This is a genomic window from Streptomyces sp. NPDC057253 (genome assembly GCF_042669125.1).
Lineage (GTDB): Bacteria > Actinomycetota > Actinomycetes > Streptomycetales > Streptomycetaceae > Streptomyces.
Genome location: NZ_JBHUXV010000106.1, coordinates 1 through 26,069 on the forward strand (window position 1 = coordinate 1; position 26,069 = coordinate 26,069).

At 73.3% G+C, this 26,069-nt stretch carries 23 protein-coding genes; 10 read left to right on the top strand and 13 right to left on the bottom strand.

What is annotated here, in order from left to right; all coding sequences use genetic code 11:
- Nucleotides 1-34: 34 nt before the first annotated feature.
- From ACFULQ_RS37845 to ACFULQ_RS37860, 4 genes are all read right to left on the bottom strand, one after another.
- Nucleotides 35-409 (bottom strand): RNA polymerase-binding protein RbpA, encoded by a 375-nt coding sequence (locus ACFULQ_RS37845; protein ID WP_003977404.1) that lies wholly within the window; start codon nt 407-409, stop codon nt 35-37.
- A gap of 268 nt (nt 410-677) precedes the next feature.
- On the bottom strand, nt 678-2,024 hold the full coding sequence (locus tag ACFULQ_RS37850; RefSeq protein WP_383553057.1) for an MFS transporter: 1,347 nt from the start codon (nt 2,022-2,024) through the stop codon (nt 678-680).
- A gap of 54 nt (nt 2,025-2,078) precedes the next feature.
- A complete protein-coding gene (locus ACFULQ_RS37855) occupies nt 2,079-2,846 on the bottom strand; it encodes a glycerophosphodiester phosphodiesterase (protein ID WP_383553060.1) in 768 nt (255 codons plus the stop codon).
- Nucleotides 2,843-3,550 carry a YitT family protein gene (locus tag ACFULQ_RS37860; protein ID WP_383553063.1) on the bottom strand — a complete coding sequence of 236 codons (708 nt, stop codon included), beginning with the start codon at nt 3,548-3,550 and terminating at the stop codon, nt 2,843-2,845. The genes ACFULQ_RS37855 and ACFULQ_RS37860 overlap by 4 nt, the downstream gene beginning before the upstream one ends.
- A 64-nt stretch (nt 3,551-3,614) precedes the next feature.
- Between ACFULQ_RS37860 and ACFULQ_RS37865 the strand changes: the two genes are divergently transcribed.
- Nucleotides 3,615-5,114 (top strand): PLP-dependent aminotransferase family protein, encoded by a 1,500-nt coding sequence (locus tag ACFULQ_RS37865; protein ID WP_383553066.1) that lies wholly within the window; start codon nt 3,615-3,617, stop codon nt 5,112-5,114.
- Nucleotides 5,115-5,201: 87 nt separating this feature from the next.
- Here the strand turns inward: ACFULQ_RS37865 and ACFULQ_RS37870 are convergent, their stop codons facing one another.
- A complete protein-coding gene (locus ACFULQ_RS37870) occupies nt 5,202-6,809 on the bottom strand; it encodes a hypothetical protein (RefSeq protein WP_383553069.1) in 1,608 nt (535 codons plus the stop codon).
- Between the two features lie 40 nt (nt 6,810-6,849).
- Nucleotides 6,850-7,044 (bottom strand): hypothetical protein, encoded by a 195-nt coding sequence (locus ACFULQ_RS37875; RefSeq protein WP_007380617.1) that lies wholly within the window; start codon nt 7,042-7,044, stop codon nt 6,850-6,852.
- Nucleotides 7,045-7,260: 216 nt separating this feature from the next.
- Between ACFULQ_RS37875 and ACFULQ_RS37880 the strand changes: the two genes are divergently transcribed.
- Together ACFULQ_RS37880 and ACFULQ_RS37885 are read left to right on the top strand one after the other, a co-directional pair.
- On the top strand, nt 7,261-7,653 hold the full coding sequence (locus tag ACFULQ_RS37880) for an ankyrin repeat domain-containing protein (protein WP_030321637.1): 393 nt from the start codon (nt 7,261-7,263) through the stop codon (nt 7,651-7,653).
- Between the two features lie 300 nt (nt 7,654-7,953).
- Nucleotides 7,954-9,372 carry a HEAT repeat domain-containing protein gene (locus ACFULQ_RS37885; RefSeq protein WP_383553073.1) on the top strand — a complete coding sequence of 473 codons (1,419 nt, stop codon included), beginning with the start codon at nt 7,954-7,956 and terminating at the stop codon, nt 9,370-9,372.
- A 68-nt stretch (nt 9,373-9,440) separates the two neighbouring features.
- Here the strand turns inward: ACFULQ_RS37885 and ACFULQ_RS37890 are convergent, their stop codons facing one another.
- On the bottom strand, nt 9,441-9,659 hold the full coding sequence (locus tag ACFULQ_RS37890; protein WP_383553133.1) for a hypothetical protein: 219 nt from the start codon (nt 9,657-9,659) through the stop codon (nt 9,441-9,443).
- On the opposite strand from ACFULQ_RS37890, the gene ACFULQ_RS37895 reads away from it, so the two are divergent.
- The 3 genes from ACFULQ_RS37895 to ACFULQ_RS37905 are packed head-to-tail and all read left to right on the top strand — an operon-like array spanning nt 9,561 to nt 12,719.
- Nucleotides 9,561-10,694, top strand: a complete 1,134-nt coding sequence (locus ACFULQ_RS37895) for a glycosyltransferase family 4 protein (RefSeq protein ID WP_383553076.1) — start codon at nt 9,561-9,563, stop codon at nt 10,692-10,694. The two genes, ACFULQ_RS37890 and ACFULQ_RS37895, sit on opposite strands and share 99 nt — an antisense overlap.
- Nucleotides 10,691-11,854, top strand: coding sequence for a glycosyltransferase (locus ACFULQ_RS37900; protein ID WP_383553079.1), 1,164 nt, complete (start codon nt 10,691-10,693; stop codon nt 11,852-11,854). The genes ACFULQ_RS37895 and ACFULQ_RS37900 overlap by 4 nt, the downstream gene beginning before the upstream one ends.
- Nucleotides 11,855-11,867: 13 nt before the next feature.
- Entirely contained in the window at nt 11,868-12,719 is an 852-nt protein-coding gene (locus tag ACFULQ_RS37905) for an SGNH/GDSL hydrolase family protein (RefSeq protein WP_383553082.1), read from the top strand.
- Between the two features lie 65 nt (nt 12,720-12,784).
- Here the strand turns inward: ACFULQ_RS37905 and ACFULQ_RS37910 are convergent, their stop codons facing one another.
- The 5 genes from ACFULQ_RS37910 to ACFULQ_RS37930 are packed head-to-tail and all read right to left on the bottom strand — an operon-like array spanning nt 12,785 to nt 17,273.
- Nucleotides 12,785-13,654: a biotin-dependent carboxyltransferase family protein gene (locus ACFULQ_RS37910; RefSeq protein ID WP_383553085.1), complete on the bottom strand. Its 870-nt coding sequence runs from the start codon at nt 13,652-13,654 to the stop codon at nt 12,785-12,787.
- A gap of 58 nt (nt 13,655-13,712) precedes the next feature.
- A complete protein-coding gene (locus tag ACFULQ_RS37915; RefSeq protein WP_383553088.1) occupies nt 13,713-14,324 on the bottom strand; it encodes an allophanate hydrolase subunit 1 in 612 nt (203 codons plus the stop codon).
- Nucleotides 14,321-15,079 carry a LamB/YcsF family protein gene (locus ACFULQ_RS37920; RefSeq protein ID WP_383553091.1) on the bottom strand — a complete coding sequence of 253 codons (759 nt, stop codon included), beginning with the start codon at nt 15,077-15,079 and terminating at the stop codon, nt 14,321-14,323. Before ACFULQ_RS37920 ends, ACFULQ_RS37915 begins: the two co-directional genes overlap by 4 nt.
- A 44-nt stretch (nt 15,080-15,123) precedes the next feature.
- On the bottom strand, nt 15,124-15,942 hold the full coding sequence (locus ACFULQ_RS37925) for a putative hydro-lyase (protein ID WP_383553125.1): 819 nt from the start codon (nt 15,940-15,942) through the stop codon (nt 15,124-15,126).
- 47 nt (nt 15,943-15,989) lie between these two features.
- Nucleotides 15,990-17,273: an MFS transporter gene (locus tag ACFULQ_RS37930; protein WP_383553094.1), complete on the bottom strand. Its 1,284-nt coding sequence runs from the start codon at nt 17,271-17,273 to the stop codon at nt 15,990-15,992.
- Nucleotides 17,274-17,404: 131 nt separating this feature from the next.
- Here ACFULQ_RS37930 and ACFULQ_RS37935 point away from each other — a divergent pair, with 131 nt between their 5' ends.
- The 4 genes from ACFULQ_RS37935 to ACFULQ_RS37950 all read left to right on the top strand — a co-directional run bounded on the left by ACFULQ_RS37935 (nt 17,405) and on the right by ACFULQ_RS37950 (nt 25,368).
- The gene (locus ACFULQ_RS37935) at nt 17,405-18,097 is read left to right on the top strand and encodes a GntR family transcriptional regulator (protein WP_383553098.1); all 693 of its coding nucleotides are present in this window, start codon (nt 17,405-17,407) and stop codon (nt 18,095-18,097) included.
- Between the two features lie 132 nt (nt 18,098-18,229).
- Entirely contained in the window at nt 18,230-19,759 is a 1,530-nt protein-coding gene (locus ACFULQ_RS37940; RefSeq protein WP_383553101.1) for a hypothetical protein, read from the top strand.
- A 31-nt stretch (nt 19,760-19,790) separates the two neighbouring features.
- Nucleotides 19,791-20,669 (top strand): hypothetical protein, encoded by an 879-nt coding sequence (locus tag ACFULQ_RS37945; protein WP_383553104.1) that lies wholly within the window; start codon nt 19,791-19,793, stop codon nt 20,667-20,669.
- Nucleotides 20,670-20,706: 37 nt separating this feature from the next.
- The gene (locus ACFULQ_RS37950) at nt 20,707-25,368 is read left to right on the top strand and encodes a hypothetical protein (RefSeq protein ID WP_383553107.1); all 4,662 of its coding nucleotides are present in this window, start codon (nt 20,707-20,709) and stop codon (nt 25,366-25,368) included.
- A 57-nt stretch (nt 25,369-25,425) separates the two neighbouring features.
- Here ACFULQ_RS37950 and ACFULQ_RS37955 read toward each other — a convergent pair whose 3' ends face one another.
- On the bottom strand, nt 25,426-25,965 hold the full coding sequence (locus tag ACFULQ_RS37955; RefSeq protein ID WP_383553128.1) for a hypothetical protein: 540 nt from the start codon (nt 25,963-25,965) through the stop codon (nt 25,426-25,428).
- Nucleotides 25,966-26,069: the final 104 nt, after the last annotated feature.

Sequence of the window (26,069 nt, forward strand, 5' to 3'; positions counted from 1 at the left end):
CACTTGTGCTGCTGCGGCCCAGTCCCTGCGGGGACTACGCCGACTTGCGGCTGTCCCGGGGATGAACCGCGATGTTCATCGCCCCGGATCGAAGAACCGCCAGACGCTCCTCGAGGACCTCTTCGAGCTCCTCACGGGTGCGTCGCTCCATCAGCATGTCCCAATGGGTACGCGCGGGCTTGGCCTTCTTTTCCTCAGGGCCGTCGCCGTCAACCAGGAGTGCCTGGGCCCCGCAGACCTTGCACTCCCACTCCGGCGGGATCTCCGCCTCGACCGAGAAGGGCATCTCGAAGCGGTGCCCCTTCTCGCATGCGTACTCCACGGCCTGGCGCGGGGCCAGGTCGATGCCGCGGTCCGTCTCGTAGCTGGTCACCACGAGGCGCGTGCCGCGAAGAGCTCGCTCACTCATGAATCGTGCCTCCCGGGCTTGTCGCCCACAGGACAGGTGTCGCTGTCGTCGTCATACCGGTCAACGTCCGGTCGGCGGTAAAGATTCCCGTTCCGGGTCCCGTCCCGGGCAATGCGTCGCCGTCGTAGCCGCCCCTTGTTGTACCCACCAGCGCCCGGTTTGTCACATCTGCTAGCAGATGTCACCCAGCGTTTCGGCATCTTTGACGCGCAGTAACGGTACGCCTGGCAGGCCAAACGCGTACACTACAGCGCTTTGGTGTTGAACGCTAAATCCTTTCGGGTACGGGATTGCCCGCGTCGCTGATCGCCTGGCGCACCGGAACCCTCGCGAGCAGGGCGAATCCGATGACGAAGAAGGCCACCAGCGAGATGATCGCGTCGCGATAACTTCCGGTCAGCTGGTAGGTGAGCCCGAACAGCAGCGGCCCCAGCCAGCTCATGCCCCGGTCGCTCATCTCGTACGCCGAGAAGTACTCGGCCTCCTTGCCGGGCGGCACGAGATGGGAGAACAGGGAGCGGGACAGGGCCTGGCTGCCGCCGAGCACCAGCCCGATCCCGGACGCCAGGACGAAGAACCACACGGGAGCGCCGGCGGGCAGGAAGTACCCGGCCCCCAGGATCACCGCCCAGGCGACCAGTGAGCCGAGGATCGTGCGCTTGGCCCCGTGGGTCCGCGCGAGCCGGCCGAGCGCCAGCGCCCCCGCCACCGCGAGCACCTGGACCAGGAGCACCGCTGCGATGAGGGTCGACTGGCCGAGGCCCAGTTCCTCGGAGCCGTAGACCGACGCCTGGGAGATGACGGTCTGGATGCCGTCGTTGTAGATCAGGTACGCCAGCAGGAAGGCCAGGGTGAGCGGGTGGCGGCGCATGTCGCGGACGGTGGCGGCGAGCTGCCGGAAACCCGGGGCGGTCGACTCCCTGGTGGGGGAGCTGCGGTCGCGCAGCCGTCGTAGCGGAATCAACGCGAAGGCGCCCCACCACAGGCCCGCCGAGGCCAGACAGATGCGGACCGCGGCGCTCTCGGAGAGACCGAAGGAGTCGTGGCCCAGGTAGAGGACGAGGTTGGCGACCAGGACCAGGGCGCCCGCTGCGTAGCCGAAGGCCCAACCCCTGGACGAGACCGCGTCGCGCTCCTCGGGCGGGGCGATCTGCGGGAGGTAGGAGTTGTAGAGCATGGTCCCCACGGACTGCGCGGCGTTCGCGACGACCAGGAGGAGGCCGCCGAGGAGATAGCGGTCGCCGCCGAGGAAGAACATGCCGGTCGTGGCCGCGGCCCCGGTGTAGGCGGCGGCCGCGAGCAGGGGCTTCTTACGGCCGCTGCGGTCGGCGGCGGCGCCCACCAGCGGCATCACCAGCACGGCCACGATCACCGAGAGGGAAACCGAGTACGCGAAGAAGGAACCGGCCCGCACCGGGACGCCCAGCGGGTGGACGTAACCGTCCGCGTCCGCCGCGTGCTTGGCGACCGAGGTCAGATAGGGGCCGAGGAACACGGTGAGCACGCTCGTCGAGTAGACGGAGCACGCCCAGTCGTAGAAGTACCAGCCGCGCTGCTCGCGCCGCCGTTCGGCGGCCTCGTCCGCCGAGCCCGCCCGCACGGTGTCGGTGCCCACCCGTGCCCTCGCTTCCCCGTGAAGGTGCCGTGCGCGGACCGGTGCCGGGACGGGTCAGACCCAGGTGCCCCGGTCCTCCATGACCTTGCGCAGTGTGTCGATGTGATCGGTCATGATGCCATCGACTCCCAGGTCCAGGAGCCGGTGCATGCGCTCGGCCTCGTTGACGGTCCACACGTGCACCTGGAGCCCGCGCGCGTGGGCGGCGCGCACGAAGCGGTGGTCGACCACCTGGATGCCGGACTGGACCTCGGGCACCTGGGCGGCGACGGCCGAGCTGCGCAGCGCCGCCGGTACTCCCCATGAACGCAGCCGGAGGTTCAGCACGCCCCGGGTGCCGTACGACGTCGCCAGGCGCGGCCCGGCCAGCCGCTGGGCGCGCATCACCCGCGCCTCGGAGAAGGAGCCGACGCAGATCCGGTCCCAGGTGTCGGTGCGCTCCACGAGATCCAGGAGCGGCAGGAGGGCCGGCTCGGCCTTCACGTCGATGTTCCAGCGGGCGTCGGGGAAGGTCTCCAGGAGCTCCTCGAAGAGCGGCACCGGCTCCTTGCCCGCCACGCGCGCGTGCCGTACCTCGGCCCAGGGCAGGTCGGCTATCCGGCCCGCGCCGTCGGTGACCCGGTCCAGGGTGGTGTCGTGGAAGGCGACCAGCCTGCCGTCCGCGGTGGCGTGGACGTCGGTCTCCAGATACCGGTAGCCCGTCTCCACCGCCCGCCGGAACTGGAACGCGGTGTTCTCCAGACCGTCCGCCGCCCCGCCCCGGTGGGCGAAGGGGAGGGGGCCGGGGTGGTCGAGGTAGGGGTGGCGTATCCGCGAGGTCACGGACGCAGTATCGCTCCCCGCGGTTGCCCAGCGGCAACGACCGTGCTGCCGTCGGATGCCGGGGACACGGCGAACACCCGCAGGAAGAGCTGGGCGAGCGGGCCGATGGACAGCGCGTACAGGACGGTCCCGACGCCGATGGTGCCGCCGAGGACGAACCCGGTGACCACCACGGCCACTTCGATCGCGGTCCGCATCAGCCGGATCGAGCGCCCCGTGCGGCGGTGCAGTCCGGTCATCAGACCGTCCCTCGGACCCGGGCCGAAGCGGGCCGCGATGTAGAGGCCGGTGGCGACGCCGTTGAGCAGGACGCCGGCCAGCAGGACAGGGATCCGCAGGGCGAGACCGTGCACGTCGGGGACGGCGGCGAGCGTGGCGTCCATGGCGATGCCGACCACGAAGACGTTGGAGACGGTGCCGAGCCCCGGCCGCTGGCGCAGCGGGATCCACAGGAGCAGCACCGCGGCGCCCACGATGATGGACACCACTCCGATGGACAGGCCGGTGAGTTCGGCGAGGCCCTGATGCAGCACGCCCCAGGGCTCCAGGCCCAGGCCCGCCTCGACGAGCAGCGCGGAACTGGCTCCGTACAGAGCGAGCCCGACGTACAGCTGGATCAACCGTCGCCCGAGACGGCTCTGTGCGGACAAGGCGGGTCCCCCTGATCGTGAAGGGTGCGAGGTGGTGCGAGTGGCCTGACGCATGACACCCTGTGGCTTGGGATGGCATGCCATCCATGGCCAATTCCGGGAAGGTGGACTGATTTCAGTGGCGCAGTGGACCTCTGCGGTGGGTGCCGCCCAACTCGCCCGGCTGCTCAACTCCCAGCAGGACCGCCCGGCCGGCGCCGGCACGCGCCGCCCCCCGGCCTACCGCGCTCTCGCCGACGGCATCCGCCTGCTGGTCCTGGAGGGCCGGGTCCCGGTGGCGGCCCGCCTGCCCGCGGAACGCGAGCTGGCCCTCTCCCTGTCCGTCAGCCGTACGACCGTCGCGGCGGCCTACGAGGAGCTGCGGGCCGAGGGATTCCTGGAGTCCCGGCGCGGCGCGGGCAGCTGGACCGCGGTCCCGGCCGGGAACCCGCTCCCCGCCCGCGGCCTGGAGCCGCTCCCGCCCGAAGCCCTCGGTTCGATGATCGACCTGGGCTGCGCGGCCCTGCCCGCCCCCGAGCCCTGGCTGACCCGGGCGGTGCAGGGCGCTCTGGAGGAGCTGCCGCCGTACGCCCACACCCACGGCGACTACCCGGCGGGCCTGCCCGCCCTGCGCGCGATGATCGCCGAGCGCTACACCGCGCGCGGGATCCCGACCATGCCCGAGCAGATCATGGTCACGACGGGCGCGATGGGCGCCATGGACGCGATCTGCCATCTGTTCGGGGGCCAGGGTGAGCGCATCGCGGTCGAGTCCCCGTCCTACGCGAACATCCTCCAGCTGATGCGGGAGGCGGGTGCCCGGCTCGTGCCCGTCGCGATGGCGGAGGGCTTGACCGGCTGGGACATGGACCGCTGGCGTCAGGTCCTGCGGGACGCGGCACCCCGGATCGCCTACGTCGTCGCCGACTTCCACAATCCGACCGGCGCGCTGGCCGGCGAGGACCAGCGGCGGGGGCTGGTGGAGGCGGCGCGGTCCGCGGGGACCGTGCTGGTGGCCGACGAGACGATGACGGAGCTGTGGCTCGACGACGACGTCACCATGCCGCGCCCGGTGTGCGCCTTCGACCCGGCCGGCTCCACCGTGGTCACCGTCGGCTCCGCCAGCAAGGCGTTCTGGGCGGGGATGCGCATCGGCTGGGTCCGGGCGGCTCCGGACGTCATCCGCAGCCTGGTCGCCGCGCGGGCCTACGCCGACCTCGGCACCCCGGTCCTCGAACAGCTGGCCGTGAACTGGCTGTTCAGCACCGGGGGCTGGGAGCACGCCGTGGAGCTCCGCCGAGGCCAGGCCCGGGAGAACCGGGACGCGCTGGTGACCGCGGTACGCAGGGAACTCCCGTCATGGGAGTTCGAGGTCCCCCGGGGCGGCCTGACGCTGTGGGTGCGGGCCGGGGGGTTGTCCGGGTCGCGGCTGGCGGAGGTGGGGGAGCGGGTAGGGGTCCGGGTTCCCTCGGGTCCGCGCTTCGGGGTCGACGGGGCTTTCGAGGGGTACGTGCGGCTGCCGTTCACGGTGGGGGGCGCGGTGGCGGAGGAGGCGGCGGCCCGGCTGGCCGCGGCGGCCAGGGTGGTGGAGAACGGCGGCTCGGCCGGCGGAGAATCACCACGCACCTTCGTGGCTTGAGAAGGCTGACCGGACCCACCTCAGGGGCGCGGGGAACTTCGCGACCAGCCCTCCACGGACCCGCAGCCGCAAGACCGGCCGGCACCCCTACGGCGCTTCCGCGACCACCGCTTCAGAAGCCACCGCTTCCGAGGCCACCGCTTCCGAAGCCACCGCATCCGAGGGCACCGTCTCCCCGTCGGCCGGAGTGGTCCGCTCCGGCAGCAACGCCAGCACCGCCTGCCGGTCCGCCTCACTCGTCGCGTCGTCGTACGGATCCGGGGTCGCCGGAACCTGGAGCCGATGCACCGGCCCCGTCCCCAGGCGGGCGTACCCCCGCCCGGGCGGCACCTGCGTGACGGGAGTCGTGTGCGGCGGCGCCCCGAGCACGGCCTCCAACTGCTCCGCCGTCGCCGGCCCCAGCACGACACGCGCGCGCGTGTGCTGCCGTACTGGATCGCTCAACGCCTCCGCGCTGTCGAACTGGTCGGCCACCACCACCGTGACATTCGCCGCCCGACCGTGTCGCAGGGGGACCTGGAGCAGGGACTGCGGATCCTTGCGGCCGTCCGCGGCGGCGAGGTGGGTGAAGGCGGTGGGGCGGTCGAGCAGGATCCACAGGGGTCGCTTGGTGTCGTCCGGGGCCGGCCGGCCCGCCTGGCGGGCGCGGTTGGTCGCGATCAGGCGGCGCTCGGTCTCGGTCGCCGCCCACTCCAGGCTGGCCAGCGCCCCCGCCAGCCCGCACTCGACCGCGAGCACGCCGTCCCGGCCGGTCAGGCACGCGTACTCGCCGGTGCCGCCGCCCTCGACGATGACGACATCGCCGTACTGGAGGGCCTGGAGCGCGATCGAGCGCAGCAAGGTGGAGGTGCCGCTGCCCGGCTGGCCCATGACCAGCAGATGCGGCTCGGTGGAGCGGATGCCGGTGCGCCACACGACCGGCGGGACGTCGCGCTGCTCGTCGCCGTGGCCGAGCGGGAGGGTGCGCTGGACCTGGGTGGGGTCGGTGAAGCCGAGGACCGTCTCGCCCGGGGCGGTGACGAAGCGCTGGGCGGCGATGTCGGTGGGGAGCGGGGCCAGGACGGTGACGGTGAGTTCGTTGCCCTCCTCGTCCCAGGTGAAGTGGTACTCGCGGCCGCGGCCCGACTTGGCGTGCAGCAAGTGCTCGATGCGGGCCCGGGACTCGGCCTCGCCGTCGGTGAAGTAGGCGGGGTAGCGGATCAGCAGATGGGTGATGCGGCCGGTGGCGTCGAAGTCGTAGGCGGGGAAGGCCTTCTCCCACTCGCCGCCGTGCGTGTACAGCGGCTCCGGGTCCTCGGCGGCCGAGAAGTACGGGACGAGGGCTTCGTACAGCGACTGGAGGCGCTGTGTCTGCGACTCGTCGGGTCCTTCCGGCTCCGGGGACTTGCGCTCCCGGCCCTGCCAGGCCGCCGCCGCCATCAGGCTGATGACGGCGAGCAGCGGGCCGTACGGGACGAGCGCGACGACCAGGACCACCGAGGCCACCAGGAAAAGCAGCGGCCCGCGCCTGTCCTTGGGGGTCTCGGCCCATCTGCGCCGCCCGGCCGAGGCCAGCCGGCGCAGACCGCGGGTGATCGTGATCAGCGGGTGGAGGACGTCGGTGGCGCTGTCGGCCGCCGTCCGGGCCAGCTCCCGGCTCCGGGCGATCTGCGCGCTGCCTGTGCTCAGGATGCGGGGGAGGGGGCGGCGGGCCACGGCTGTCTCCTGATGGTGCGTACGGACGGGACGGACGGCGTCAGAACTTGATGCCGCCGAGGAGGCTCGCCAGGCTCTCGCCGCCGGCCTTGATGCTCGGGGCGATGGCCGTGCTGGCCAGGTAGAAGCCGAACAGCGCCGAGATCAGGGCGTGGGAGGCCTTGAGCCCGTCCTTGCGGAAGAAGATGAAGACGACGATGCCGAGCAGTACGACGCCCGAGATGGAGAGGATCATGTGGTGCTCCTGGTTCGTGGGGACAGTCACCATGAGTACTTCCAGGATCACAGCATGTATCCATACGACAAAAGGTGCAATTGGGTGAATTTCTGAGGATTTCACTGGGTCGGCCGAGCCGTGGCGATCTTTACCTCCGGCACTTCGGGTCATGTGCGGCGCGAGCCAGTACCCTTGCGATTCACCTGAACGGTTGTATGAGAGGCGGTCCGGCCGATGAGCGAAGCCCCCGACCCCGAGGTCGTGGAGCTGGCGACGAAGATCTTCGATCTGGCCCGGCAGGGGCAGACCGAGGCGCTCGTGGCGTACGTCGACGCCGGTGTCCCGGCAGGCCTCACCAACGACCGCGGGGACTCGCTCGTGATGCTCGCCGCCTACCACGGCCACGCGGACGCGGTACGCGCGCTCGTCGCCCGCGGGGCGGCGGCCGGCGGCGTCAACGACCGGGGGCAGACACCGCTCGCCGGAGCGGTCTTCAAGGGCTCCGAGGGAGTCATCAAGGCTCTGCTCGAAGGCGGCGCCGACCCGGCCGAGGGCACGCCCTCGGCCGTCGACACCGCCCGGATGTTCGGCCGGACAGAACTGCTCGAATTGTTCGGCGCACACTGATCCACATGTTCTGACCAGCGAAAACACAGACAACGGGGGAGGCGGTACAGGGCCGCCGAAATTTCGGTCGCGGCAGATGGAAGTGCCGAGTCATCATGACCTCGTGGTTCACGGACGGGATGACTGGGCAGGTGATGCCGCACCGCGTGGACCGTGAAGCGGTCCGCATGGGCCACCGACGAGAGGCAGAGGAAGATGGCTTACAGCAAGCAGGAAACGGCGGGCGCCCCGACGTGTTGTCACGCGGCCAGGTAATGCACGTCCCCGGTTGCGTCGACGCTTGATGTGAGGCTGTTTCCCATGTTCGATCCGGTCATAGCGCCCAGCGGTACGCTGCTCGGCCTGCTCCAGCGGGGCCGCGGCGACGGCACGCTGCACGCGCTCACCGCCCCGCGCGCCGAGGCGCTCGCGGCCCTGAACCACTGCGTGCTGCGCGATCCCCGCCACGACTGGCAGGTGGAGAACCGCTCCCTGTACTACGCCCGCCTTTATCTCGATCTCAACGGCGAGCTGGACGAGATCGAGGCGCACCTCTTCGAGGTGGACGACGTCTTCGACACCGAGGAGTCACGCACGGGCCTCGCCCTCGCCGTCCTCGGCCATCTCGCCTCCTACGGCAGGCGCGACGCGCTCGAACTGCTGCGCAGGTACGCCGCCTCGGGCTCCAACTGGGCCTGGGCGCTGGACGAACTGGCGCTGCGGGACGACGACGCGGGCCTGCGTGCCCTCGCCGCTCCCGTACTCGCGCGCTTCGGGACCGATCCCGAGGGCGAGGCCGAGCTGGCCGCCGCCGTCCGGGACGCCTTCGAGCCGCGGCCATGGCGGCTGTGGGCCGACGATCCGCGCGAATCCGTCTCCACGCGTGTGCGTGCCGCTCAGGAGGCGGGCTGTTTCGACCGCTGGCAACGCCAGATGCGACCTACCGGGCCCCGTCCGGGGTGGAGCGTGCGGGCCGTCTTCGAGTGGGCCCAGCAGGGCGTCGAGCGAGGGGCCGCGCTGCATGTGCCCGCCGCCCGCTGCCTGGCCGCCGTGGCGGCCCCCGAGGACCGGCCCGAGATCCTCGCGGCCGCCGAGGACGGCACCGACGGAGCGCGCTGCACCGCGCTGCGCTACCTGGCCGACAGCAATGACCCCGCCGCCTTCGACCTGATCGAGCTGGCCGTGGCGACCGGCTCCGCGGCCGTCGTGGAGGCCGCGCTCGACTCCTTCGAACGCATGCGCAGTATCGCCGCCGTCGACCGGGCCCGCGGCTGGGCCCGACGGCCCGATCCGCTGGGCGCCGCCGCCGGACGCATGCTCGCCTGTCTGGGCGGAGCCCAGGACAAGGACCTCGTGCTCGCGGCCCTCAGGGAGGCCGTACGGGGCGAGGGCCCCGACGCCCCGACCCTGTGGACCCTCGTCGATGGCGCCGGACGGCTCGGCATCGCCTGCGCCGCCCCCGTGCTGCGCCATGTCTACCGGGAGACGGCCTCCTCCCATCTCCGGGGCCGCGCCGCTCACGCGCTCGCCGCCACCGACCCCTCCTTCCCCACCGGCTTTGCCGTCGAATGCCTCTGGGACTGCGAGGAGACCACCCGCGAGATCGCCGCCCGGCACGCCGAGACCGGCGACGCCCGGGTCGTGGAACGACTGCGCAGGCTCGCCGCCGACCCGGCCGAGGAGGCCGAGGTCCAGACAGTCGTCCGCAGCCGCATCGGACCGGACACCGCCGCCATGTGACAGCCGCTCTGAGAGGGCACCGCCGGGCACCGTCGCGCCCGGCCGGTGAACTCGGGATGACCCGCGGGTCAGGTCGGCATGGACACGGCCTGACCTGCGAGGGTGCGCAGCGCAACGCTCATGGGACGTTCATCGTTCGCAAAGATCCACGTTGACGCGGCCACGTCCAGTACGGCGACAACACCGGTATGCGTGTCGTCATAGTGACCGAATCCTTTCCCCCCGATGTGAACGGCGTGGCCCACTGCGCGCTCCAGACCGCCCGGCACCTCGTAGATCGCGGTCACCTCCCGCTCGTCGTCGCGCCGGCCACCGCGTCCGGCCCCGGGCCAGGCGTGGACGCCCTTGCGCCCTGCCCTGTCGTCCGTGTCCCCTCCCTCCCGCTCCCGGGCTACCCCCAGGTCCGCGTCGCCCTCCCCAGCAGGCGCGTGGCCGCGGCGATCGCCGAGCACCGTGCCGACGTCGTCCACCTGGCCAGCCCCTTCGTCCTCGGCGTCCGCGGCATGGCCGCCGCCGCCCGGCTCGGCATCCCCGCCGTGGCCGTCTACCAGACCGATCTCGCCGGATACGCCCGCACCTACGTGCACGCGGGCGAGGCCGCCGCCTGGCGCCGCATCCGCTCCGTCCACGCCGCCGCCGACCTCACCCTCGCCCCGTCCAGCGCGTCCCTGCACGACCTGGAGGCGCACGGTGTGCCCCGGGTCAAGCTGTGGCCGCGGGGCGTCGACACCGTCCGCTTCCGCCCCGAACTGCGTGACGAGACCCTGCGCCGGCAGCTCGCCTCGAACGGCGAGGTGATCGTCGGATACGTCGGCCGGCTCGCCCCCGAGAAGCACGTCGAGCTGCTGGCCGACGCCTGCCGCCTGGAGGGCGTCAAGGTCGTGGTGGTCGGCGACGGGCCGAGCGAGCCCTCGCTCACCGAGGCCCTGCCCGGCGCGGTCTTCCTGGGCCGTCGCACGGGCGACGAACTCGCCCGCGTCTTCGCCTCCTTCGACGTCTTCGCGCACACCGGCCCCTTCGAGACCTTCTGCCAGACCGTGCAGGAGGCCATGGCCAGCGGTGTGCCCGTCGTCGCGCCCGCCGCCGGGGGCCCGCTGGACCTGGTCGCCCACGGGCGCACCGGGTTCCTCGTCCCGCCGCGCGACCCGGCCGCCGTACGGGACGCGGTCCGGTCCCTGGCCGCCGACCCCCGGCTGCGTGCCGCGTTCGGCTCCGCCGCGCGGGCCCTGGTCGAGGGGCGCACCTGGGCGGCCGTCGGCGACCAGCTGATCGGCCACTACGGCGCCGTCCTCGCCGGCCGGAAGACGGCGGTGGCGGCATGAGCGGACAATCGCTGCGGATCGTCCGGCTCGCCAACTTCGTCGCCCCCGCCTCGGGCGGCCTGCGCACCGCCCTGCGCGAGCTCGGCAAGGGCTACCAGGCCGCCGGGCACGAGCCGGTGCTCGTCGTGCCCGGGGACCGCGCGAGCGACCGGCGGACCGAGCAGGGGCGCGTCATCACCCTGCCCGGCCCGCTGCTCCCCGGCACCGGCGGTTACCGCGTCCTCGCCGACAAACGGCGGGTGGCCCGGCTCCTGGAGGAGCTCGCCCCGGACCGCCTGGAGGTCTCCGACCGGACGACCCTCAGGTGGACCGGCAAGTGGGCCCGCCGCGCCCGCGTCCCCGCCGTGATGGTCTCCCACGAGACCGCGGACGGTGTGCTGCGCACCTGGGGGCTGTCGGAGAACGCCGCCCGGCGCGCCGCCGACGCCCTCAACGTCCGTACGGCCCACACGTACGCGCGCGTGGTGTGCACCACGGAGTTCGCCGAGCGGGAGTTCGTGCGGATCGGGGCGCGCAATGTCGTACGGGCCCCGCTGGGCGTCGATCTGGTCGAGCGGCGCCCGGCGCTGCGCGACCCGGGGCTCAGGGACCGGTACGCGCGCGCGGACGAGACGCTCCTTGTGACGTGCACCCGGCTGTCCGTGGAGAAGCGGCCGAGTACGGCCCTGGACGCCGTGGAGTCGCTGGTGCGCCGCGGCCGGCGGGCGGTGCTCGTGGTGGCCGGGGACGGGCCGCTGCGGCCGCGCCTGGAGCAGCGGGCGCGGGAGCGCGGGCTGCCGGTGACCTTCCTCGGGCACGTCTCGGACCGCGGGCTGCTCGGCGCGCTCCAGGCCACCGCCGACGTGTGCCTGGCCCCCGGACCCGCCGAGACCTTCGGGCTCGCCGCGCTGGAGGCCATGGCCTGCGGCACGCCGGTCGTGGTCAGCGCCTCCTCCGCGCTGCCGGAGGTGATCGGCTCCGCCGGGGCCGTCGCCGCCGACCGCGGGGAGGCGTTCGCGGACGCCGTGGACCTGCTGCTCGCGCGCACGGAGGCCGAGCGCCGCGGGATCGCACGCGCGCGTGCGGAGTGCTTCGGCTGGGACGCGGCGGTGCGGGCGTTCCTCGCCGCGCACGACGCGGAGGCGTTTGTACGGCGTTCTGTGCGCGGGGGTGTGGCGTGAGCGGGGGCGTGTCATGACAGGCATGCGGTTCGTGGCCCTCGGTGACTCGCTCACCGAGGGCGTGGGGGATCCCGTGGGCGACGGGTGGCGCGGCTGGGCCGCGCTGCTCGCCGGCGGGCTGTCCGACGGGGACGTCGAGTTCACCAACCTCGCGGTGAGCGGGGCCCAGACGCGGGACGTGCTGGAGCGGCAGCTCCCGGCGGGACTCGCCCTGCGGCCGGACGTCGTGTCCGTGGTCGTCGGTGTCAACGACACCCTGCGCTGCACCTTCGACATCCAGGCGGTCGCCGCCCGGCTGGACCGGGTGTACGCGGCCTGCACCGAACAGGGCGCACTGCTGCTCACGGCATGTCTGCCCGACCCCGGGACGATGCTCGGGCTGCCGGGCGCGCTGTCACGGCCGCTGGCCCGGCGGCAGCGGTCGGTCAACACCGTGGTGCACGCGCTGTCCGAGCGGTACGGGGCGGTGCATCTGCACGCGGCCGAGGGCGAGTGGACCACCGACCGGGCCATGTGGAGCGCGGACCGGTTGCATCCCGGTGAGCAGGGTCACCGGCAGCTCGCGTCGAGGTTCCACGCGTTGCTCGCGGAGGGCGGGCAGGCGACCGGCACCGCACCCTCGCCCGAGCCGGAGTTTCCTGCTCCCACCAGGTCGGCGAGCCTGTGGTGGCTGGCGACGGCCGGCACGGGGTGGGTGGCCAGGCGGTGCACCGATCTGCTGCCCCAACTGCTGGCGCTGGCCGCCGACGAGACGCGGCACCGCGTGCGGGGCACGAGCGCCCGGCTCGACCTGCGGACGGCCCACGCGGTCTCCACGGCGTTGGCGGCCCTGTCCGTGGCGGAGCACAGACCGGAGGCCGCCTAGGGATTCGGCCCGCCGAGAGCTCACCCGCGCGGATGCCGGCTCCGTCCAGAGGCTCATCGGGAGGCTCATCGCCGCCGTACGGCCAGGAAGCGCACCGGTGTTCCCGGTACCGCCTGGGCCGCCGCCGGCAGGTCCGGCTCGCGGACCACTGCGATCACCGGATAGCCGCCGGTGGTCGGGTGGTCGGCGAGGAAGACCACCGGTCTGCCGTCGGGCGGCACCTGGACCGCCCCCAGGACCATTCCCTCGCTGGGCAGTTCACCCGTGAGCCGCCGCTCCAGGGCGGGCCCGACGGTGCGCAGGCCGATGCGGTTGCTCGCCGAGGACACCTGGAAGGTGCGGGTCGTGAAGGCCCGCACCGCTTCCGGGGTGAACCAGCCGTCCCGGGGGCCCAGCGTGACACGCAGGACCAGCTCGGTGGGGGGCGCGGGCTGCGGGGCGGTGTCCACACGCGTGTGGAGCGCTGCCGGTGTGCCCAGGGGCAGTATCACGCCGTCCGTGAGGGGAGGCGGGCCCAGGCCCGACAGGAGGTCGGTGGAGCGGCTGCCGAGGACCGGCTCCACCAGGATGCCGCCGGCGACGGCCACATAGCTGCGCACCCCTGACAGGGCCGTGCCGACGGTCAGGAGCGCTCCCGCCGGTACGCGGACCGGCGCGCCCCAGGATGCCGGGCGGCCGTCCACCGTGACCGGACAGGGGGCGCCCGTGACGGCCACGGTGACCGTCGAGCGGGGGCGCAGCGCACAGCCGTTGAGCGTGGTCTCCAGGACGGCCGCCTCGGGTCGGTTGCCGGCCAGGCGGTTGGCGAGGGCGGCCGCGGGGCCGTCGAGGGCGCCCGAGCGGGGCACGCCGAGGTGGGCGTGGCCGGGACGGCCCCGGTCCTGGACGGTGGTCAGGGCACCGGCCCGGACGACGAAGAGGGCGCGGTCGGTCACGGCGCCTCCCCGACGTGAAGGGGGCGGCGCGTCATCGGCGCCCGGACGGTCCGGTCGGTCACGGCGCCTCCACGAAGCGGACCCGTGTGCCCGGTGACAGGAGTGCCGCCGGGACGCGTGCGTGGTCCCACAGGACCGCGTCCGTGGTCCCGATAAGCTGCCAGCCGCCCGGCGACGAGCGCGGGTACACGCCCGTGTACGGGCCCGCGAGCGCCACCGAGCCCGCCGGGACGGCTGTGCGCGGGGTGGCCCGGCGCGGGACGTCGTAGCGGGCCGGCAGACCGGTGAGGTAGCCGAAACCGGGGGCGAATCCGCAGAAGGCGACGGTGAACTCGGTACCAGCGTGGATGCGGGCCACCTCCCGGGTGGAGACGCCCCAGTGCGCGGCCACGTCGGCCAGGTCCGGGCCGTCGTAGCGCACCCGGAGTTCGACCACCTCCCGCGCGCGTGGGGGAGCGGGCGGCACCTCGGCGGCGGTGAGTTCGGCGGCCAGGCGGGCCGGGTCGGTGAGGCCGTCCAGGAGGACGGTACGGGCGGCCGGGACGATCTCGCGGACCGCCAGCGAGCCCTCCGCGCGGCGCCGCACCAGCTCGGCGTGCAGGGCCTGGGCCTCCTCGCCCGAGCCCACCTCGACGAGCAGGGCGTCGTCACCGACCGGCAGCGTCCTCATACGAAGGCCTCCACCCGGATGCCCGAGGATTCCAGCCGCTCCCGGACCCGTCGGGCCAGCTCCACCGCGCCCGGCGTGTCCCCGTGCAGGCACAGGGAGCGGGCCTCGACACCGATGCGCGCCCCGGAGCGGGCGGTGACCGCGTGGTCCCGGGCCAGGTGCAGCGAGCGCTCCACCACGGCCTCCGGATCGGTGACCACCGCGCCCTCCTGGCCGCGGGGCACGAGCGTGCCCTGTTCCGTGTATGCCCGGTCCGCGAAGGCCTCCGTGACGCCGGTCAGACCCGCCGCGCGGGCCGCTTCCAGCAGCCGCGAGCCGGGCAGGCCGAGCACGGGCAGTGTGGCGTCCGCGAGGAGCACGCCGTCGACGACCGCGGCGGCCTGCTCCTCGTCGTGCACGACCCGGTTGTACAGCGCTCCGTGCGGCTTGACATAGGACACGCGGGTGCCGGCCGCCCGGGCGAAGACCTCCAGGGCGCCGATCTGGTAGGCCACCTCGGCCGTCAGCTCGGCGGACGGCACGTCCATCGCGCGCCGCCCGAACCCGGCCAGGTCCCGGTAGGAGACCTGGGCGCCGATCCGCACCCCGCGGGCGGCCGCCAGCTCGCACACCCGCCGCATGGTGACCGCGTCCCCGGCATGGAACCCGCAGGCCACGTTGGCGCTGGTGACGACGGTCAGCAGGCGCTCGTCGTCGGTCAGCTGCCAGCGGCCGAAGCCCTCGCCGAGGTCGGCGTTCAGATCGATCGAGGTCATGGAACTCTCGGTTCTCCTTTCGGGCACTCTTCAGCCCACTCCTGTCAGGCCACTCGGTACTGCTCGTCGCGCGCGTCCGTCAGGAACATCTGGCCCGGCGCGTGGGTGAGGGCGAACGGCGGGCGCGAGGCCATCACCGCGGCCTGCGGGGTCACTCCGCAGGCCCAGAACACCGGGATGTCGTCCGGTTCGGCGTCGACGGGGTCGCCGAAGTCCGGCCGGTCGAGGTCGTCGATGCCGAGCCCGGCGGGATCACCGCAATGCACGGGGCTGCCGTGCACCGCCGGGAGCAGGCTGCTCTCCCTGATGGCGGCCGCCAGGTGCTGCGGCGGCACCGGGCGCATGGAGACCACCATGGGTCCGTGCAGCCGCCCCGCGGGACGGCACTGTCGGCTGGTCACGTACATGGGAACGTTCCGGCCCTGCTGAATGTGCCGGATCGGGACACCCGCCCCCGAAAGTGCCCACTCGAAGGTGAAACTGCAGCCGATCAGGAAGGAAACCAGGTCGTCGCGCCAATAGGCGCGCACGTCCGTCGGCTCGTCCACCAGCTCGCCGTCCTGCCACACCCGGTAGCGCGGCAGATCGGTGCGCAGGTCCGCGCCGTCCGCGAGGACGGTGGTCCAGTCCCCGGCGTCCGTGACGTCGAGGACCGGGCACGGCTTGGGGTTGCGCTGGCAGAACAGCAGCATGTCGTACGCCCAGTCGGCGGGCACCGAGATCAGGTTGACCTGGGTGTGGCCGGCCGCGACCCCGGCGGTGGGGCCGGCCAGGCCCGCGCGGAAGCGGGTGCGGGCCTGCGCCGGGCTCCACGCGTGCGCGTGCTCGTCGACCAGGGTCAGGGGGCGGTCTTCCATGAGCATCCGGGGCCTGTCGTCCGTGAGAGTGCCGGGGCGGTCTTCCGTGCGGTTCACGCGAGTTCCCTCCCCCGTGTCTCCGGCAGCCCGAGCAGGGCCAGTGCGGCGATGCCGTAACCGATGGCGCCGAAGACCAGTGCCCCGCCCACGCCCCAGCTGTCGGCCAGGAAGCCGACGGTGGTCGGGAAGACCGCGCCGACCGCACGGCCCGTGTTGTACGTGAAGCCCTGTCCCGAGCCGCGCACCGCCGTCGGGTACAGCTCGCTCAGATAGGACCCGAACCCGCTGAAGATCGCCGACATGCAGAACCCGAGCGGGAACCCGAGGACCAGGAGCCAGGTGTCCGCTCCGCTCGGGATGTTGCCGTAGGCCACGATGCAGACGGCCGAGAGCAGGGCGAAGAGCCAGATGTTGCGCCGGCGGCCCAGCCGGTCGGTGAGGTAGCCGCCGGTCAGATAGCCGAGGAAGGCCCCGGAGATCAGGAAGGTCAGATAGCCGCCGGTGCCGACGACCGACAGCCCGCGGTCGCTCTTGAGGTACGTCGGCACCCAGGTGGCGAGCGTGTAGTAGCCGCCCTGGACACCGGTGGACAGCAGTCCGGCGAAGATCGTCGTACGGAGCAGTTCCGGTTTGAAGATCGCCGCGAAGGAGCCCTTGCCGGCGCTCTTCTCGCGTACCGCGACCGCCTCGGGGGCGTCCTGGACGCGGCGGCGCATCCAGACGACCAGCAGCGCGGGCAGCGCGCCGGTCCAGAACATCACGCGCCAGGCCGTGCCGTCGTCGAAGACCGAGAAGACCAGCGTGTACATGATCGCGGCCAGGGCCCAGCCCACGGCCCACGAGCTCTGGATCGCGCCCAGCGTGCGGCCCCGGTGCTTGGCGCTCGCGTACTCGGCGACCAGGATCGCGCCGACCGCCCACTCACCGCCGAAACCGAGGCCCTGGAGGGCGCGGAAGACCAGCAGTGACTCGAAGTTGGGCGCGAAGCCGCAGGCCACGGTGAAGACCGCGTAGGTGATCACCGTGATCATCAGGGCCCGGACCCGGCCGGCCCGGTCGGCCAGCACCCCCGCGAGGGCCCCGCCGATGCCGGAGGCCAACAGCGTGACGGTGGTGAAGAGGCCGGTCTGGCCGCTGTCCAGGCCGAAGTACGCGGCCAGCGCGACCATGCTCAGCGGGAGCGTGAAGTAGTCGTAGGAGTCGAGAGCGTAGCCGCCGAACGCGCCGGCGAAGGCGCGCCGGCCGCGCGGACCGAGTGCGCGGAACCAGCCCAGCGCCCCGTCTTCGGTCGTCGTCGGGGCGGCGGTCATGGCCTGTGGGGGACGGGTCGTGCTCATGGGCACCTCGCAGTGGGAGGACGGAGGGTGCGGAGCTGAGCCATGCGGTGTTCCAGCAACGTAGAGGATCGTTCAACGATCCTTCAATACCCCTGTTGTTTCGTTCTCCTCACTGCGGTTGAATTCCGGGCATGGCAGAGCAGCTGAGCGGACTGGCCGACGACCGCGCCCTCCTGGGCCGCACCAGCACGGCCGAGCGCGTCTCGGACATCCTCCGGAGCCGCATCGCCGAGGGCTATTTCCCGCCAGGGACACGGCTGTCGGAGGACAGCATCGGAGGCGCCCTCGGGGTCTCCCGCAACACCCTGCGCGAGGCGTTCCGCCTGCTCACGCACGAACGCCTGCTCGTCCATGAACTGAACCGGGGCGTGTTCGTGCGGGTCCTGACCGTCGAGGACGTCGAGGACATCTACCGCACCCGCGCCCTCGTCGAGTGCGCCGTCGTCCGCGGGCTCGGCGACCCGCCGTACGCTCTGGACGCGCTCGCCGGCGCGGTCGCGGAGGGGCAGCGGGCGGTGCGCGAAGGTGACTGGAAAACGCTGGGCACGGCCAACATCCACTTCCACCGCGAACTTGTCGCCCTGGCCGGCAGCGACCGCACGGACGAACTGATGCGCAGCGTCTTCGCCGAACTCCGCCTGGCGTTCCATGTCGTGGACGACCCTCGCCGACTGCACGAGCCGTACCTGGCTCGCAACCAGCAGATCCTGGAGGCACTGGAGGCGGGCGACAAGGTCGAGGCCGAACAACTGCTGGCGGTGTATCTGCGCGATTCACTGCAACGAGTGGTCGATGTCTACCAGCGGAGGGTGAGCGCCCCGTAGGGGCGCGGGGAACTGCGCGACAAGCCCCCACCGGCCCGCAGGCGACCAACGACCGGTGGTCGCCCGTCCCACCGCCGGAGGCGATCCGCGTCGTTTGGGGAGTTGTCAGACCCACCACCTAGTCTGTGCACCGTGACTTCGCCTGCATCGACGGACAGCGTTCCGCCCCAGTTCAGCGCGGGGCCGCGCCCCGCTCCGGGCCCGGCCGCCGACGAGGGCCTGGCGCGGCGGCTGCGCGCGCTCGCCTGCACCGCGCCGCTGCACGACCTGGACGCGCGCAAGGCGAACCTCGCGGGCGAGTACTCGGTGTACGGCATGGCCGAGGTGGCCCTCGCCGGTATCGACCTGGTCACCCTGAACATGGACTTCGACACCGGCGCCGACCACGACCAGATCGTCGCCCGCCTCATCCCGCGGATCGCCGCCCAGGCCCCGCAGCGACCCGTCGCCGAGCACGAGCGCGTGGCCCGCTGGGTCCTGGAGAACCTGATCAACGTCGGCAGCGTCGACCGCGGATTCCGGGCGGTCTACGGCACGTTCGCACCGGACGGCACCTATGTCCGCCGCGACTACGACTTCAAGCTCATCGAGGAGGTGCCGGGACCCGGCGGCTCGGTCTACCTCCGCACGACCGACGAGGCGGTCAACGTCCTCGTCGGCGCCCTGGACACCGATGTCACCAGCGCCCAGATCGCCGCCGAGGTCAAGCTGGAGGTGCTGATCAGCCGCGGCCGCCTCGCCGACGCCCAACTCGCCGCCGAACAGGCCCGGTACCGGACCGTGCAGTACTCCGAGACCCTGCGCAGGGCCCTGGACGCGACCCGGCGCAATGTCCGGGCCGTCGACTGGCTGAACTCCGTGCCCGACATGATCGCCGAGGCCCTGGACCACGTCGCCGACCGGTACCGCCACGAGAACGCGATCCTGACCAACATCCGCAAGGCACGTGACGAGTCCGAGGACCCCGAGCACAAGCGCCGGGCCGCCGAACTCGTCGACATCGTCAAGGACTGCATCCGCCGCCACACCCAGCTCCAGTCCCGGCTCCTGGAGGCGGGCCCGCTGTTCCGCGCCGAGCAGGACCGACAGGCCTTCGCCGCACCGATGACCACCTCGGGGATAGACCTGTACGGCCACCTCGTCGCGCCGCTGCTGCCGCTGCCCCTGGAGCAGGCCACGCGGGTCACGGACGCGTTCTTCGCGCGCGGGACCGGCATGCGCACACCGGTCTCGGTGCGGGTGGGCGACCTCGTCGACATACTGCTGACGCCGCCCATGGAGCGGGAGCACCTGGGCGCCGAGATGCCGGAGCCGGACCTCATCGCCACCCCGGACGACAGCCGGTTCAGCGAGGAACAGCTGGCGGCCGCGAAGGAGTTGCTGGACCTGCCCGCGGACGCGCCCCGGCGCCTGTCGGGGCTGCTCGCGGAGGCCCGCAGGACCGGCGGCTTCGATCTGGCCTACCTGGTGGCGCTGATGTCGATCCACGCGGCCAGCCCCGCGGTCGGCACCGCCTACCGCCAGGGCGAGGAGAAGCTGCTCTTCGCGGTCGACGACGGCACGGAACTCGACGATCCGGACTTCGGCGGCGCCGACCTCATCGTCGGCACCGCGCTGCTGGACGCCCTCGGGATGGCGGCGGACCGGACGGAAGCAGCATGAGTGAGCAAGCGCGTGACAAGGAGCCCCAGCCGTGAGTGAGCATGTCGAGTGGAGTGACACGGAGGCCGCCCCGACCCCGTCGGTGCCGGCCGCCGTCACCCCCGCCGACGCCGCCGACGCCGCTCGGCTCGTCGCCTTCGGACTTCAGCCCAAGCTTCAGCCCGCGCGGGACCAGGAGTACGCCGAACTGCTGCGCCGCTATCGGGAGGACCCGCCGTTCGCCCGGCTCGCCGACGCGGTCGCCGCCGGACTCGGCCTGATCGTCCTCGAGGTGTCCCCGCGCGCGGGGATGGCCGTGACCGCCGCCGAGGACTCGGTGTTCGCCGTCCGCATGGGGGACTACGCGCGTCGTACGTCGGCCGACGGCGGCGACCGGTTCCTGCACGGGCTCGCCCATCTGGCCGTCGCCGCCATGGCGTTCCCCCGGCCCGAGGACCTCGCCGACGACGGATACATCGGTCGCGTGTCGGTCAACGGCGTCGACGCCTTCGTCCGGCAGGCCTGCCGGCGTCTCGAGGAGCGGGCCGAGGAGGTCGGCGAGAACACCGACCCGGCCACCGACGCCCCGGGCCTTGAGGCGGCCTGGCGGATCTGGGCCAGACGCAGCGCGGCCGGGGCGACCAAGGACGCGCGCAGGCTCGCCGGGTCCACCACCGGCATCGTGGGCAAGGCCGCCGCGTTCCTCACCGATTCCGGCTTCCTCCAGCGCACCGGGGACGACAACGGCGGTACCTACCGGACCACGGCTCGTTACCAGCTCCAGGTGCGGGACATGGCCGGCAGCGCCGCCATGGCCGAGCTCCTGGAGCTGGGCGTCGTCCCGGTGACCGACGGCACGCCGACCCTGGTGCCCGCCGCGGACGACGACGCGGAGCTGGTGGCCGACGCCGGGCTGCCGTTCCACTCCTGAACTTCCCTGACCTGCCGAAGACTTACGAGAGTCCGCCATGTACGAGCTGTCCCGGGTCCGCCTCTACTCCATCGGTCCCGCCGGTGCGCGCTACGCCGACACCGTTCTTGACCTGCGCGGAGTCGGCGCGGAAGTGCCCGACCCCGCGCCCACCCAGGCGGAGTTCTTCGAGGAGGAGCCCGTCGGCCCGCCGCGCCGGCCCGCGCCCGCCGGGGTGCTCTTCCTGGAGAACGGCGGCGGCAAGTCCGTGCTGCTCAAGCTGATCTTCTCGGTGATGCTGCCGGGTCACCGCAACACCCTGGGCGGCGCCAGCTCCGGCGTCCTGCGGAAGTTCCTGCTGGCCGACGACTGCGGGCATGTCGCCCTGGAGTGGCAGCACACCCTCACCGGCGAATGCGTCGTCGTGGGCAAGGTGAGCGAGTGGCGGGGGCGCCAGGTCTCCAATGACCCGCGGAAGTTCGCCGAGGCCTGGTACTCCTTCCGGCCGGGCCCCGGGCTCTCGCTGGACAACCTCCCGGTCGCCGAGTCCACCGGCGTACGGCCGCCCGTCGAGGGCCAGTCGGCCGCCCAGGGCCGTCGCCGCACCATGAAGGGCTTCCGGGACGCCCTCACTGAGGCGGGCAAGGCCTATCCGCATCTGGAGGTGCACTGGGAGGAGATCCACGACCGCTGGATCGATCACCTGGGCGACCTCGGCCTGGACCCCGAACTCTTCCGCTACCAGCGGGAGATGAACGCCGACGAGGGTGAGGCCGCCGGCCTCTTCGCGGTGAAGAAGGACTCCGACTTCACCGACCTGCTGCTGCGCGCCGTGACCGACACCCGCGACACCGACGGACTCGCCGACCTGGTCAGCGGGTTCGGCAACAAGCTGGGGCGCCGCGCTGAACTGATCGCCGAACGCGACTTCACCGCCGGGTCGGTGGACCTGCTCGGCCGGATCGTCGAGGCCGCCGAGGCCCGCTCACGCGCGCGTGACATCCACACCGGCGCGGAACGCCGGACCCGCACCCTGGCCCGGCGGCTGTCCGCGCGGGGCGTGCGGGAGCGGGTGCGGGCGGCCGATCTCGCCCAGCGGGTCACCGCCGCCGCGTACGCCGTCACCCACGCCGAGGCGGGCCGTGAGCGCAGCGCGCTGATCGCCGCCGAACTCGCCTACCGGCACGCCTCCCTGGCGCTCGCCGCCGCCGAGAAGTCGGCCGCCGCCCAGAAGCGCGAGCTCGCCGACGCCCGCACCCTCCATGCGGCTTGGCAGGCCGCCGAGGCCGTACTGCGCCACCGCGCCGCCGCCGACCGGGTCGCGCGGGTCGCCGTGGCCATCCAGGAGGCCGAGCGGGACGCGGCCCCCGCCCTCGCCGCCCGCGCCAAGGCCGCCGTCGACCTCGTACGGGCCCTGCACGCCGCCGCCGAGCGCGCCGAGACCCTCGCCAACGAGGAGGAGGAGCGCTCCGCCGCCCTCCAGGAGGTCAGCCAGACGGCCTACCGGGACTCCACCTCGGCCGCCACCGAGGCACAGCGCGCCCGCAGCGAGATCGGGCACCTGCGCCAGCGGCTGAGCGAGGTCGAGCAGGAGACCGCCGAGGCGGTCCGCGCGGGGTGGCTCGACGACAGCGCCCCCGACGCCGACCCCGCCCGGGCCGCGCTCGCCGCGAGCGACGCCGAGAAGACGGCGGTGGCCGCCTGGGACACCGCCCGCGAGGCCTCCCGCCGGGCGAGCGAGCATGCCCGCGAGGCCGCCTCCGCCGAGTCCCGCGCGGAACTCACCGCCGCCCGCGCGGAGGACGCGGCCACCGCGGCGGCGCGGTCCTACGAGGCCGAGCGCCGGCTCGCCGAGGGGCTGGCGGGGGAGGAGCGGCTCGCGGAGCTGCTGAGCCTGACCGGAGGCTCCGGAGCAGTGCCGGGGCCGCGCTCGGCGGCCGACGGCAGGAAGGGCGGCACGGAGAGTGCCGCAGCCGGCACCGATCCGCACCTCGACGCCGCCGGCGGTCTCACGCCCGAGGAGCTCGACCGCTTCGCCGACGAACTGCGTGAGCTGCTCGACGACTCGGTCTCCTCCGCCGAGCGCCAGCTCTTCGAGCTGCGCACCGCCGCGGCCGACGACTCCCGGATCCTCGGCGCGCTCGGCGACGGCGGCCTGCTGCCGCCGGGTCCCGACGTGCTGGCCACGGTCGAGTTCCTCGGCGAGAACGGCATCCCCGCGCTGCCTGGCTGGCGCTATCTCGCCCAGGCCGTCGACCCCGCCGACCACGCGCGCGTGCTCGCCGCCCGGCCGGAACTGGTCGACGGCGTGATCATCACCGACCCCGACACGCACGCGCGTGCCCGCGAGGCGCTGAACGACGCGGCGCTCCTGCCGCGCTCCGCCGTCGCGGTCGGCACCGCCGCGGCCCTGCTGGCGCCGACCCCGGCGGCCGACTCCCGGAGCGGCGACGTCTTCCTCGTACCGCCGAACCCGGCCATGCACGACGAGCACGCCGCCGACGAGGAGCGCCAGGCGTTGCGCGCGCGAGCCGGTGAGCGCGACGAGGAGATCCGGTCGCTCGCCGCCCGGCTCGGCAAGGACCGTGAACTGGCCGCCAGGCTCGCCTCCTGGCGCACCGGCTGTCCGGCCGGCCGGCTCGTCGAGCTGGCCCGCGCGGCCGAGGACACGCGCGCGTTCGCCGAGGAGGCGGAGGCCGAGCTGGCCGAGGCGCGCACCGTACGGGCCGAGGCCGACGAGGCGGCCGCGGAGGCCGCGCAGACGCGCGACGAGCGGCAGGAGGCGGCTCAGAAGGCCCGCCGGGCCGCCGACGCACTCGCCGGTCTCGCCTACCGACTGCGCGAGCGGGCCGGCTGGCAGGTCAAGCTGCGGGAACTGGCCGACGAGGCCACCGAGTCGGAGGGCCGCGCCCAGACCTGTCTGGAGCGCGCCCGCGCCGCCGACGAGGACCGGCGCGGTGCCCAGCGGGCCGCCGACGACGCCCGCCGCACCGCCCGCGCACTGCGCGCCGAGCGCGCCGAGATCGCCGGCGCCCCCGACGACGTACCGGAGGACGACGCGGCCGCGCCGAAGTCGTCCCTGCCCGCCCTGCGCGAGGCCTACCGGGCCGCGTCCCAGGTGTACGAGAAGGTCGGCGTGGGCGCCGATCTGCGGGCCGAGCAGGCCCGTGCGGAGAGCGACGAGAGCGGGGCCCTGGCCGAGCTGGACCGGCTCAGTAACAAGGTCCGCACGCGCGCGGAACAGCTGCTCCAGTCGACCGACGGCTCCGACGGCCCCTCCCGGCAGGCCGCCGCCGCCCGTGCGGAGGAGCTGGTGCAGCTCCTCGAGACCCGGATGTCGACGGCGAGCGAGCAGCTCGGGCGGCTGCGCGGCGAGGCCGAGCGGCACGCGCCCGAGGACGGCGAGACGCACACCGAGCTGTCCGAGGAGCTGGAGCCGCGCGACGCCGAGCACGCGCAGGCGCTGCTGCGTACGGCCACCTCCGAACTCGCCTCCCGCACCGAGGCGTTGGCGCAGGCCAGGGAGGCGCACGCGGAGCTGCTCGGCGCCCACCGGGCCGCCGAGGACGCGGCGAGCGGCTTCGACGAGATCGCCGCGATGCTCCGTGACCTGCTGCGCGAGCACGCCATGGAGGACGAGCAGGAGGAGCCCGAGCCGTACCCGGGCAGCCCCGAGGAGGCCCGGCAGGCCGCCGCGGAGGCCCGTCGGTCGCTGCGCGGCTGTGCCGCCGACCTGTCCGCGGCCGAGTCCGCGGTGCGGGAGGCGAGCGATGTGCTCGTCCGGCACGCCAACTCCACGCGCTACGAGCAGGTCCGCACTCCCGCCCGGCAGCAGATCCGCGAGCTGCCGGCCTCCGCGCTGCCCGAGCACGCGCAGAAGTGGGCCGACGCCTTCGCGCCCCGACTCCGGGTGCTGACCGACGAGTTGGCACAGCTGGAGCGCAACCGTGACTCGATCGTGGACCGGCTGCGCGGGCTCGTCGAGTCCGCTCTCGCCACGCTCCGGTCCGCCCAGCGGCTGTCCCGGCTGCCCGAGGGGCTCGGCGAGTGGTCCGGGCAGGAGTTCCTGCGGATCCGCTTCGAGGAGCCCGACCAGGCCACGCTGACCGAACGGCTCGGCGAGGTCATCGACGAGGCGACCCGCGCGGCCGTGAAGAAGAACTCCGACCTGCGGCGCGACGGAATGTCCCTGCTGCTGAGGGGGGTCGCGGCCGCGCTCCAGCCCAGGGGAGTGGCCGTCGAGATCCTCAAGCCCGACGCCGTACTGCGCGCCGAGCGGGTGCCCGTGGGACAGATGGGCGATGTGTTCTCCGGCGGTCAGCTGCTCACCGCCGCCATCGCGCTGTACTGCACGATGGCCGCCCTGCGCTCCAACGACCGGGGCCGGGACAAGCACCGTCACGCCGGCACGCTGTTCCTGGACAACCCGATCGGCCGCGCCAACGCGACGTATCTGCTGGAGCTCCAGCGGGCCGTGTCGGACGCGCTCGGGGTCCAGCTCCTGTACACCACGGGTCTGTTCGACACGACCGCGCTGGCCGAGTTCCCGCTGGTCATCCGGCTGCGGAACGACGCCGACCTCAGGGCGGGCCTGAAGTACATCAGCGTGGAGGAACACCTCCGCCCGGGTCTGCCGCAGCAGCCCCAGGCGGGCGAGGCGGTGCGCAGTGAGATCACGGCGACACGGATGTTCAAGCGTCCGGCGCCGGTGACTCCGTAGGGGAGTTCAGCGGCCGTGGGGGAGTTCAGCGGAACTCCCCCCGGGACGCCGCGCAGCTCAGGAGTGCGACAGCCGCCCCGTGCTGCCGCCCTGGCGCCGTATCCGCTGCTGAGCCCGCTCGGCGATCCGCGCCTGACGGCGGGCCTTGCGGCGCTCGCGGCGCAGCGCGCGCGCCGTGCTGCTCGGGGTCGACACCACGCCGTTGCGCTGGTTCCACACCTGGCGGGTCACCCAGACGTCCAGAGCGCCCCAGGTGGCCACCACGGTGCTCGCCACGCTGCTGATCACCATCGGGAACGCCAGCCAGGAACCGGCCATGGTGCACAGGAACGCCACCATCGCCTGGAGCAGGGTCACGGCGATGATGAGCACCGCCCGCACCGCGGAGGTCCGCACCGGATCGGGCAGTCGGCGCCTGCGCGCCGGCTCCTCGACCCACAATGGCCGGTACGGCTCCTCCCGGACCGCCTCACGTCGGGGCCGTGCCTCCGCCCTCGCCGGGGTGTCGTGAACGGGCGCCCCGGGGCGCCGCGGTGGCCTCGAACGCGCTGTCTCCACGCCGCCTCGCGGCGCCTCCTGCCGTTCCGCCGTGCCCATCACCGTGTCACTCCCCACCGCCGGCAGTTTCCTCGTCCCGGTATCCGTGGACCGGGCTTCAAAGGTGGCTGCCCGGCTTGCGCTGCTTTACGCCGCCCAGTTGC

What these genes read in the sequence shown, in the direction of transcription:
- ACFULQ_RS37845 (WP_003977404.1), bottom strand. Translation starts at nt 409, where the DNA reads ATGAGTGAGCGAGCTCTTCGCGGCACGCGCCTCGTGGTGACCAGCTAC.
- ACFULQ_RS37860 (WP_383553063.1), bottom strand. Translation starts at nt 3,550, where the DNA reads ATGCGTCAGGCCACTCGCACCACCTCGCACCCTTCACGATCAGGGGGA.
- ACFULQ_RS37875 (WP_007380617.1), bottom strand. Translation starts at nt 7,044, where the DNA reads ATGATCCTCTCCATCTCGGGCGTCGTACTGCTCGGCATCGTCGTCTTC.
- ACFULQ_RS37880 (WP_030321637.1), top strand. Translation starts at nt 7,261, where the DNA reads ATGAGCGAAGCCCCCGACCCCGAGGTCGTGGAGCTGGCGACGAAGATC.
- ACFULQ_RS37885 (WP_383553073.1), top strand. Translation starts at nt 7,954, where the DNA reads ATGTTCGATCCGGTCATAGCGCCCAGCGGTACGCTGCTCGGCCTGCTC.
- ACFULQ_RS37895 (WP_383553076.1), top strand. Translation starts at nt 9,561, where the DNA reads ATGCGTGTCGTCATAGTGACCGAATCCTTTCCCCCCGATGTGAACGGC.
- ACFULQ_RS37900 (WP_383553079.1), top strand. Translation starts at nt 10,691, where the DNA reads ATGAGCGGACAATCGCTGCGGATCGTCCGGCTCGCCAACTTCGTCGCC.
- ACFULQ_RS37905 (WP_383553082.1), top strand. Translation starts at nt 11,868, where the DNA reads ATGACAGGCATGCGGTTCGTGGCCCTCGGTGACTCGCTCACCGAGGGC.
- ACFULQ_RS37915 (WP_383553088.1), bottom strand. Translation starts at nt 14,324, where the DNA reads ATGAGGACGCTGCCGGTCGGTGACGACGCCCTGCTCGTCGAGGTGGGC.
- ACFULQ_RS37920 (WP_383553091.1), bottom strand. Translation starts at nt 15,079, where the DNA reads ATGACCTCGATCGATCTGAACGCCGACCTCGGCGAGGGCTTCGGCCGC.
- ACFULQ_RS37925 (WP_383553125.1), bottom strand. Translation starts at nt 15,942, where the DNA reads ATGCTCATGGAAGACCGCCCCCTGACCCTGGTCGACGAGCACGCGCAC.
- ACFULQ_RS37930 (WP_383553094.1), bottom strand. Translation starts at nt 17,273, where the DNA reads ATGAGCACGACCCGTCCCCCACAGGCCATGACCGCCGCCCCGACGACG.
- ACFULQ_RS37935 (WP_383553098.1), top strand. Translation starts at nt 17,405, where the DNA reads ATGGCAGAGCAGCTGAGCGGACTGGCCGACGACCGCGCCCTCCTGGGC.
- ACFULQ_RS37950 (WP_383553107.1), top strand. Translation starts at nt 20,707, where the DNA reads ATGTACGAGCTGTCCCGGGTCCGCCTCTACTCCATCGGTCCCGCCGGT.
- ACFULQ_RS37955 (WP_383553128.1), bottom strand. Translation starts at nt 25,965, where the DNA reads ATGGGCACGGCGGAACGGCAGGAGGCGCCGCGAGGCGGCGTGGAGACA.